At 69.8% G+C, this 7,400-nt stretch carries 10 protein-coding genes; 8 read left to right on the plus strand and 2 right to left on the minus strand.

The window, feature by feature from the left end; all coding sequences use genetic code 11:
• Positions 1 to 238 (plus strand): cytochrome d ubiquinol oxidase subunit II (locus tag AC27VN_RS27225; RefSeq protein WP_490878547.1); only part of this gene is annotated, 238 nt, incomplete at its 5' end.
• A gap of 19 nt (positions 239 to 257) precedes the next feature.
• On the plus strand, positions 258 to 407 hold the full coding sequence (gene cydX / locus AC27VN_RS27230) for a cytochrome bd-I oxidase subunit CydX (RefSeq protein ID WP_093355792.1): 150 nt from the start codon (positions 258 to 260) through the stop codon (positions 405 to 407).
• Between the two features lie 34 nt (positions 408 to 441).
• Here cydX and AC27VN_RS27235 read toward each other — a convergent pair whose 3' ends face one another.
• Positions 442 to 1,023 (minus strand): GbsR/MarR family transcriptional regulator, encoded by a 582-nt coding sequence (locus AC27VN_RS27235; protein WP_093355795.1) that lies wholly within the window; start codon positions 1,021 to 1,023, stop codon positions 442 to 444.
• Between the two features lie 50 nt (positions 1,024 to 1,073).
• Positions 1,074 to 2,126 carry an AraC family transcriptional regulator gene (locus tag AC27VN_RS27240; protein WP_296789319.1) on the minus strand — a complete coding sequence of 351 codons (1,053 nt, stop codon included), beginning with the start codon at positions 2,124 to 2,126 and terminating at the stop codon, positions 1,074 to 1,076.
• A 178-nt stretch (positions 2,127 to 2,304) separates the two neighbouring features.
• On the opposite strand from AC27VN_RS27240, the gene AC27VN_RS27245 reads away from it, so the two are divergent.
• The 6 genes from AC27VN_RS27245 to AC27VN_RS27270 form a co-directional block, all read left to right on the plus strand.
• A complete protein-coding gene (locus AC27VN_RS27245) occupies positions 2,305 to 3,867 on the plus strand; it encodes a long-chain-fatty-acid--CoA ligase (RefSeq protein WP_208510543.1) in 1,563 nt (520 codons plus the stop codon).
• Positions 3,868 to 3,905: 38 nt separating this feature from the next.
• Entirely contained in the window at positions 3,906 to 5,090 is a 1,185-nt protein-coding gene (locus AC27VN_RS27250) for a lipid-transfer protein (RefSeq protein WP_490878548.1), read from the plus strand.
• A gap of 13 nt (positions 5,091 to 5,103) precedes the next feature.
• Entirely contained in the window at positions 5,104 to 5,544 is a 441-nt protein-coding gene (locus tag AC27VN_RS27255; RefSeq protein WP_093355806.1) for a MaoC family dehydratase N-terminal domain-containing protein, read from the plus strand.
• Between the two features lie 14 nt (positions 5,545 to 5,558).
• A complete protein-coding gene (locus AC27VN_RS27260) occupies positions 5,559 to 5,978 on the plus strand; it encodes a MaoC family dehydratase (RefSeq protein WP_203201704.1) in 420 nt (139 codons plus the stop codon).
• Between the two features lie 29 nt (positions 5,979 to 6,007).
• The gene (locus tag AC27VN_RS27265; protein ID WP_490878549.1) at positions 6,008 to 6,838 is read left to right on the plus strand and encodes an SDR family NAD(P)-dependent oxidoreductase; all 831 of its coding nucleotides are present in this window, start codon (positions 6,008 to 6,010) and stop codon (positions 6,836 to 6,838) included.
• Between the two features lies 1 nt (position 6,839).
• Positions 6,840 to 7,400 (plus strand): enoyl-CoA hydratase-related protein (locus tag AC27VN_RS27270; protein WP_490878550.1); only part of this gene is annotated, 561 nt, incomplete at its 3' end.

The following is a 7,400-nucleotide window of genomic DNA, read 5'->3' on the forward strand; positions in this document are numbered from 1 at the left end:
CATCATCCTGAGCGTGGGTGCCTCGATGTTCCCGTTCATCCTGCCGTCCTCGATCGATCCGCGCGCCAGCCTCACCGTGTGGGACTCGTCCTCGAGCCATCTCACGCTGTTCATCATGCTGGTGGTCACGGCCATCTTCATCCCGCTGATCGTGGCCTACACGACCTGGGTCTACCACGTGCTGTGGGGCAAGGTCGACGAGAAGGCGATCCGCGAGGAACGCGGTCACGCGTACTGATTGCAAGGAAGGAAAAACGATGTGGTACTTCGCCTGGATCCTCGGCCTGCCGCTGGCGGCCGCCTTCGCGGTGCTCAATGCGATGTGGTTCGAGCTGATGGCCGACGACGCCGTCCGCAAGGAAAAATTCGAGATGCCTGAAACGCCGGAGGGGCAGGAGCGTTTGTGATGGGGTGAGGCCGTCCGCATGCGACGGCCCTCGCTCAGGCGTCCGGCTTCTTTCGCTTCGCCGCCCCGCCCGTGATGCGGTCCTTGAGCGTCAGCACCCGCGTCACCGTCGCGCCCATGCCCATGAGCTGCATCGCGGTCTCGGGCGACAGCCGCTGCACGTCGTCGAACCACTTCATCAGCCGGTCGATCAGGTCGTGCATCTCGCGCATGCGCTCCTGGGCATGGCGCTCGGCCTCGCTGTGGGGCGACTCGAGCAGGGCGTTGCGCAGCATCGAGAGCGTGGGTTCGATCTCGCGGCGGCGGCGCTCCTCGGCCAGCACGCGGAAGATCTCCCACACGTCCGACGGTGCCTCGAAGTATTCGCGCCGGTCGCCGGGCTGGTGGCGCAGGCGCACCAGGCGCCAGGCCTGCAGCTCCTTGAGGCCCATGCTCACGTTGGAGCGCGAGAACTCGAGCAGCTCGGCGATCTCGTCGGCATTGAGCGGACGTTCCGAGAGAAAGATCAGCGCGTAGATCTGGCCGACGGTGCGGTTGATGCCCCACTTGCTGCCCATCTCGCCGAAATGGGCGACGAACTGGCGGTTGAGCGGGGGCAGGTCGGAGGTGGGAGGCATGGGGCGATTGTCGCCCGGGCCTTGCGGTGGTTCCGGAACCTTCTGAAAACTCAGGGCGCCGGCAGGGAATCGCCACCGCCCGCCGCGGCCACGCGGCGCCGGTACGAACCCGGCGCGCCGCCGGTCCAGGTCTTGAAGGCGCGCTGGAAGGCCGCGCTGTCGGCGAAGCCCAGCTCCGCGGCCAGCGCCGCCAGCGGCACCGCGCTGGTGGCCAGCCGCACGATCGCCACGTCGCGCCGCAACTGGTCCTTGAGCGCCTGGAACGAGGTGCTCTCGGTCGCCAGGTGGCGCTGCAGGGTGCTGACCGACATGTGCAGGCAGGCGGCCACGGTCGCGAGGTCGGCCCAGGCCGGGCGCTTCTGCTGCAGGATCTCGCGCACCTTGGCGCTGATGGGCTGCTCGGCCAGCCGCGGCAGGATCACGTTGCCGGGCGAGGCCGCGAGGAAGTCGCGGATCGCATGCGCGTCGCGGTGCATCGGCGTGCGCAGCGCCTCGGCGTCGAACCACACGGCCGAGCAGGGCTGGCCGAAGCGCAAGGTGCCCGGGAACACCTTGGCATAGCCGGCCGCGTAGGGCGGCAGCGCGAAGCCGAAGTCGAAGCGCCGCGCCGCCAGCCGCCCGCCGTGCAGCCAGGCCAGCAGGCGCCAGTACACGCGCAGCATCAGCTCGTGCAGGAAGTTCTGGTGGCCGATCGCGGGGTTCTCGATCGCGATGCCGAAGCCCGCGAGCTCGCCCTCGCGCAGCAGCACCAGCCGCAGGTCGTCCTGCAGCAGGCTGAAGGTGTGGGCCACGCGGCGCAGCGCATGGCCGAAATCGGGGGCGCCGAGCGTGGAGCGCGCGATCAGCGCCAGGCTGCCGCGGCGCATCCGGCGCGTGAGGAAGCACAGCGACTCGTCGTCGAGCCGGTCCATCAAGAGCGCGAACAGCGCCACGTACTGCTCGGCCGTGACGCGCGCGCCCGGCTCGGCCAACAGCGGCGGAGGCACGCCCGCGTCTTCCAGCGCCCGGTCGATGTCGATGGGGGCGGCGGCGCCGCGGGCACGGATGCCGGAAAGCATGCCTTCGACGAAGGCGATCGGGATGGTGACGGGCGGTTGCAGCATGGGAGAGGGCGATTCGACCGTACACGGGACGCGCCGGGCCGTCGATTGACGTTTTCTGCAATGCGAACGACGCGAAGCGCAATCGCCGGCCCGGGCCCGGATTTCTACCATGCGCTCACGCCAGAAACAGACCTACAAAGGCGTGACGACAAGACCAACGATTAGGAGACGAGCCACCATGTACCTGACCCAGGCGCTGCACCGCGCGATGCAGCAGAAACCGGACAAGACCGCGGTGCGCTTCGGCAGCCGCAGCAAGAGCTTCCGCGAATTCGGCGAACGCGTGGCCCGGCTGGCCGGCGCGCTGCAGAAACTCGGCATGAAGAACGGCGACCGGGTCGCGATGCTGTCGCTCAATTCCGACCGCTACCTCGAATACCAGATGGCCGTGCCCTGGGGCGGCGGCGTGCTCAACCCCTGCAACATCCGCTGGTCGCCGGCCGAGATCCTCTATTCGCTAGAGGACTCCGGCTCGCAGATCCTGCTGGTCGACGACGCCTTCCGCGCCGCCGCCGAGCAGCTGCGCGGCCAGTCCACCACCTTGCGCGAGCTGATCTACTGCGGCGACGGCGCGGTGCCCGCCGGCATGCTCGGCTACGAGGCGCTGCTCGACAGCGCGGCGCCGGTGCCCGACGCCTACCGCCATGGCGACGACCTCGCCGGCATCTTCTACACCGGCGGCACCACGGGTTTTCCCAAGGGCGTGATGCTGAGCCACGCCAACCTCTGCGCCTCGGCGCTGGCCGCCCAGGCCGAGGGCATGGCGCCGGCCGAGGGCTGCTACCTGCATGCGGCGCCGATGTTCCACCTGGCCGACATGGGCATCTCGGGGCCGCACTGGTTCCAGGGCAACACGCACGTGGTGATCCCGATGTTCAACCCCGAGGCCGTGCTCGATGCGATCGAGCGCGAGCGCGTGACGCACACGCTGCTGGTGCCGACCATGATCCAGATGCTGGTCGACCATCCCGCCATGCGCGACAGGCCGCGCGAGCTCGGCAGCCTGCGCGGCATCGCCTACGGCGCCTCGCCGATCTCCGAGGCCGTGCTCAACCGCGCGATGGCGGCGCTGCCGGGCGTGGACTTCGTGCAGGCCTACGGCATGACCGAGCTGTCGCCGGTCGCCACCATCAACCCCGCCTGGTACCACACGGTCGAGGGCCGCAAGGCCGGCAAGCTGCGCTCGGCCGGCCGCGCGAGCTTCTGCATGGAAGTGCGCATCGTCGATGCCGAGGGCGCCGAAGTGCCGCGCGGCACGGTGGGCGAGGTGGCGGTGCGCGGGCCGAACGTGATGCTCGGCTACTGGAACAAGCCCGAGCAGACGGCCGCCGCGGTGCGCGAGGGCTGGATGCACACCGGCGACGGCGCCTACATGGATGACGACGGCTTCATCTTCGTGGTCGACCGCATGAAGGACATGATCATCAGCGGCGGCGAGAACATCTACTCGGCCGAGGTCGAGAATGCCATCGCCCAGCATCCGGCGGTCGCGGCCTGCGCGGTCATCGGCATCCCGAGCGAGGAGTGGGGCGAGGCCGTGCATGCGGTGCTGGTCGCCAAGCCGGGGCAGCCGGTCACGGCCGACGAGCTGATCGCGCACTGCAAGACCCTGATCGCGGGCTACAAGTGCCCGCGCAGCGTGGCGCTGGTCGAGGCGCTGCCGCTCTCGGGCGCCGGCAAGGTACTCAAGACCAAGCTGCGCGAGCCGTTCTGGAAGGACCGCCAGCGCGCGATCGCCTGATCTTTTCGCTTCCATTCATTACACAGAGAGGAATTCCCATGACCCAGGATGTGCATGTCGTCGGTGTCGGCATGATCCCCTTCACCAAGCCCGGCGCGAACCTGCCGTATCCGCAGATGGCGGCGCAGGCCCTCAACGCGGCGCTGGCCGATGCCGGCATCGGCTACGAGCAGGTGCAGCAGGCCTACGTGGGCTATGTCTACGGCGACTCCACGGCCGGCCAGCGCGCGCTCTACGAGGTCGGCATGACCGGCATCCCGGTGGTCAACGTCAACAACAACTGCTCGACCGGCTCGACCGCGCTGTTCCTCGCGCGCCAGGCCGTGGCCAGCGGCGCGGCCGACTGCGTGCTCGCGCTCGGCTTCGAGCACATGAGCCCGGGCGCGCTGGGCGCGGTGTTCAACGACCGGCCCAGCCCCTTCGACCGCTTCGAGGCCATCACCGACGAGCTGGTCGGCAACGAGCAGGTGCCGCTCGCGCTGCGCTACTTCGGCGGCGCGGGCCTGGCCCACATGCAGCAGTACGGCACGCAGCTGTCGACCTTCGCGAAGATCCGCGCCAAGGCCAGTCGCCATGCATCGAACAACCCGGTGGCGCTGTTCCGCACCGTCGTGACCGAGGACGAGGTGCTGGCCACGCCCGTGATGTGGCCCGGCGTGATGACGCGGCTGATGGCCTGCCCACCGACCTGCGGCGCGGCGGCCGCCATCGTCTGCTCGGCCGAGTTCGCGCAGCGCCACGGCCTGGACCGAAGCGTGCGCATCAAGGCCCAGGCCATGACCACCGACCGCCCCGTGAGCTTCGAGGCGCGCGACATGCGCGAGGTGGTCGGCTTCAGCATGGCGCGCGAGGCGGCGCAGAAGGTCTACGAGGCGGCGGGCGTGGGCCCGCAGGACATCGACGTGGTCGAGCTGCACGACTGCTTCGCGCACAACGAACTGATCAGCTACGAGGCGCTGGGCCTGTGCCCGGTGGGCGGGGCCGAGAAGTTCGTCGTCGATGGCGACAACACCTATGGCGGCAAGGTCGTGACCAATCCCTCGGGCGGCCTGTTGTCCAAGGGCCACCCGCTGGGTGCCACCGGTTTGGCGCAATGCACCGAGCTTGTCCAGCAGTTGCGCGGCACGGCCGACAAGCGCCAGGTCGAGGGTGCGCGGCTCGCGCTGCAGCACAACCTGGGCCTGGGCGGCGCCTGCGTGGTCACGCTCTACGAGCGCGTCTGAAGAAAGGCCCGCGATGATCGACAGGAAATGGATCGGCCACGAGCTGCCCGCTTCGGTGCTGCCGCTGGAGCGCACGCGGCTGCAGTTCTTCGCCAAGGCGATCGGCGAGACCGACCCGGTCTACACCGACCCCGCCGCGGCGCGCGATGCCGGCTATGCCGACCTGCCGGCGCCGCCCACCTTCCTGTTCGCGGCCGAACTCGACTCGGGCGCGTCCAACCAGCTGCTGGCCGACCTGGGCATACCGCTGGCCAAGCTGCTGCACGGCGAGCAGGGCTTCAGCTACCACCGTGCGGCCTGCGCGGGCGACACCGTGACGGTGCGCTCGACCATCACCGACATCTACGACAAGAAGAACGGCGCGCTCGAGTTCGTGGTGAAGAGCTCGCGCGCCACCAACCAGCGCGACGAACTGGTGGCCGAGCTGCGCACCGTGATCGTCTGCCGGCATTGAGCCCGAGGAACCCCATGACCGCACCGAACCACGACACCGTGCAGGTCGGCGACGAACTGCCGCCGCTGCAACTGCCGCCGGTCGACCGCACCACGCTCGCGCTGTTCGCGGGCGCCTCGGGCGACCACAACCCGATCCACATCGACATCGACTTCGCGCGCCGCGCCGGCATGCCCGACGTGTTCGCGCAGGGGATGCTGGGCATGGCCTGGCTCGGCCGGCTGCTCACGCAGTGGGCACCGCAGTCGCAGCTGCGCCGCTTCGACGTGCGCTTCCAGGGCCTGACCCACTTGGGCCATGCGGTGCGCTGCACGGGCCGCGTGGTCGAGAAGCTCGAGCGCGACGGCGAGCGCTGCGTGCGCGTGGAAGTCAGCAGCACCAACCAGCACGGCCAGGTGCGCATCGCGGGCGAAGCGCTGGTGGCGCTGGCCTAGGGATCGACAACGAAGAAAGACATCCAGACATGACATCCAGACTCGAAGGCAAGGTCGCCCTCATCACCGGCTCGGGCCGCGGCATCGGCCGCTCGATCGCGCTCAAGCTCGCCTCGGAAGGCGCGCGCGTGGTGGTCAACGACCTCGACGCCGGCCCCGCGGACGAGACCGTGCAGGCCATCCGCGCCGCCGGTGGCCAGGCCGTGGCCTGCAACGGCAGCGTGGCCGCGCCCGACTTCGCCGAGCGCTTCGTCGGCACCGCGGTCAGCGAGTTCCAGGGCCTCGACATCATCGTCAACAACGCCGGCTACACCTGGGACAGCGTGGTGCAGAAGATGACCGACGAGCAGTGGTACGCCATGCTCGACGTGCACCTCACGGCGCCGTTCCGCATCCTGCGCGCGGCGCAGCCGGTGATCCGCCAGCTCTCGAAGACCGAGACCGAAGTCGGTCGGCGCACCGTGCGCAAGGTGGTCAACATCTCCTCGGTGGCCGGGCTGTTCGGCAACGCGGGCCAGGCCAACTACGCGACCGCCAAGGCCGGCATCGTCGGCATGACGCAGACGCTGGCCAAGGAATGGGGGCGCATGAACGTCACCGTCAACTGCGTGGCCTTCGGCTTCATCCAGACCCGGCTGACCGCGAGCGCGGCCGATGCGACCACCGCCAACATCGACGGCCGCGAGATCAAGGTCGGCATCAACCCCGGCCTGCTGTCGATGATGGAGCAGACCATTCCGCTGGGCCGCGGCGGCACGCCCGAGGAGGCGGCCGGCGCGGTCTACCTGCTGTGCATTCCCGAGTCGGACTACGTCAGCGGCCAGACGCTGATGTGCACCGGCGGCCTCACGGGCATCTGAAATGCCGCTCGAGCACGGCATCGCCTGGTCGGTGGAGGAGGGCATCGGCCGCATCGTGCTGCGCCGTCCCGAGCGCGCCAACGCGATCGGCGCCGCGAGCAGCCGCGTGCTGGTGCGCGCGATCGACGAGGTGCTGGCGGCCGCGCCGCGCGTGGTGCTGCTGACCGGCGAGGGCCGGGTGTTCTGCGCCGGTGGCGACATCGAGGAGTTCGTCGCGGCCGGGGAAGACCTGCCCGCGCTGGTCGATGAAATCCTCGATCCCCTGCATCCGGCGCTGCTGCGGCTGGTGAACGGCCCGGCGCCGCTCGTGACCGTGCTCAACGGCGCGGTCGGCGGGGCGGGCGTGGGGCTCGCGCTGGCCGGCGACTTCGTGCTCGCGGCCGAGTCGATGAAGCTGCGCACCGGCTACGCGGCCATCGGCCTGTCGCCCGACGCGGGCAGCTCGTGGTTCCTCGCGCGGCGCATCGGGGCGTTGCGCGCGCAGCAGTGGCTCATGCTCAGCGATCCCATCGACAGCCAGCGTTGTTTGGCGGCCGGCGCGGTCGATGCGCTGCATCCCGAC

It is taken from the genome of Variovorax sp. 20P10.2.4 (assembly GCF_058244205.1).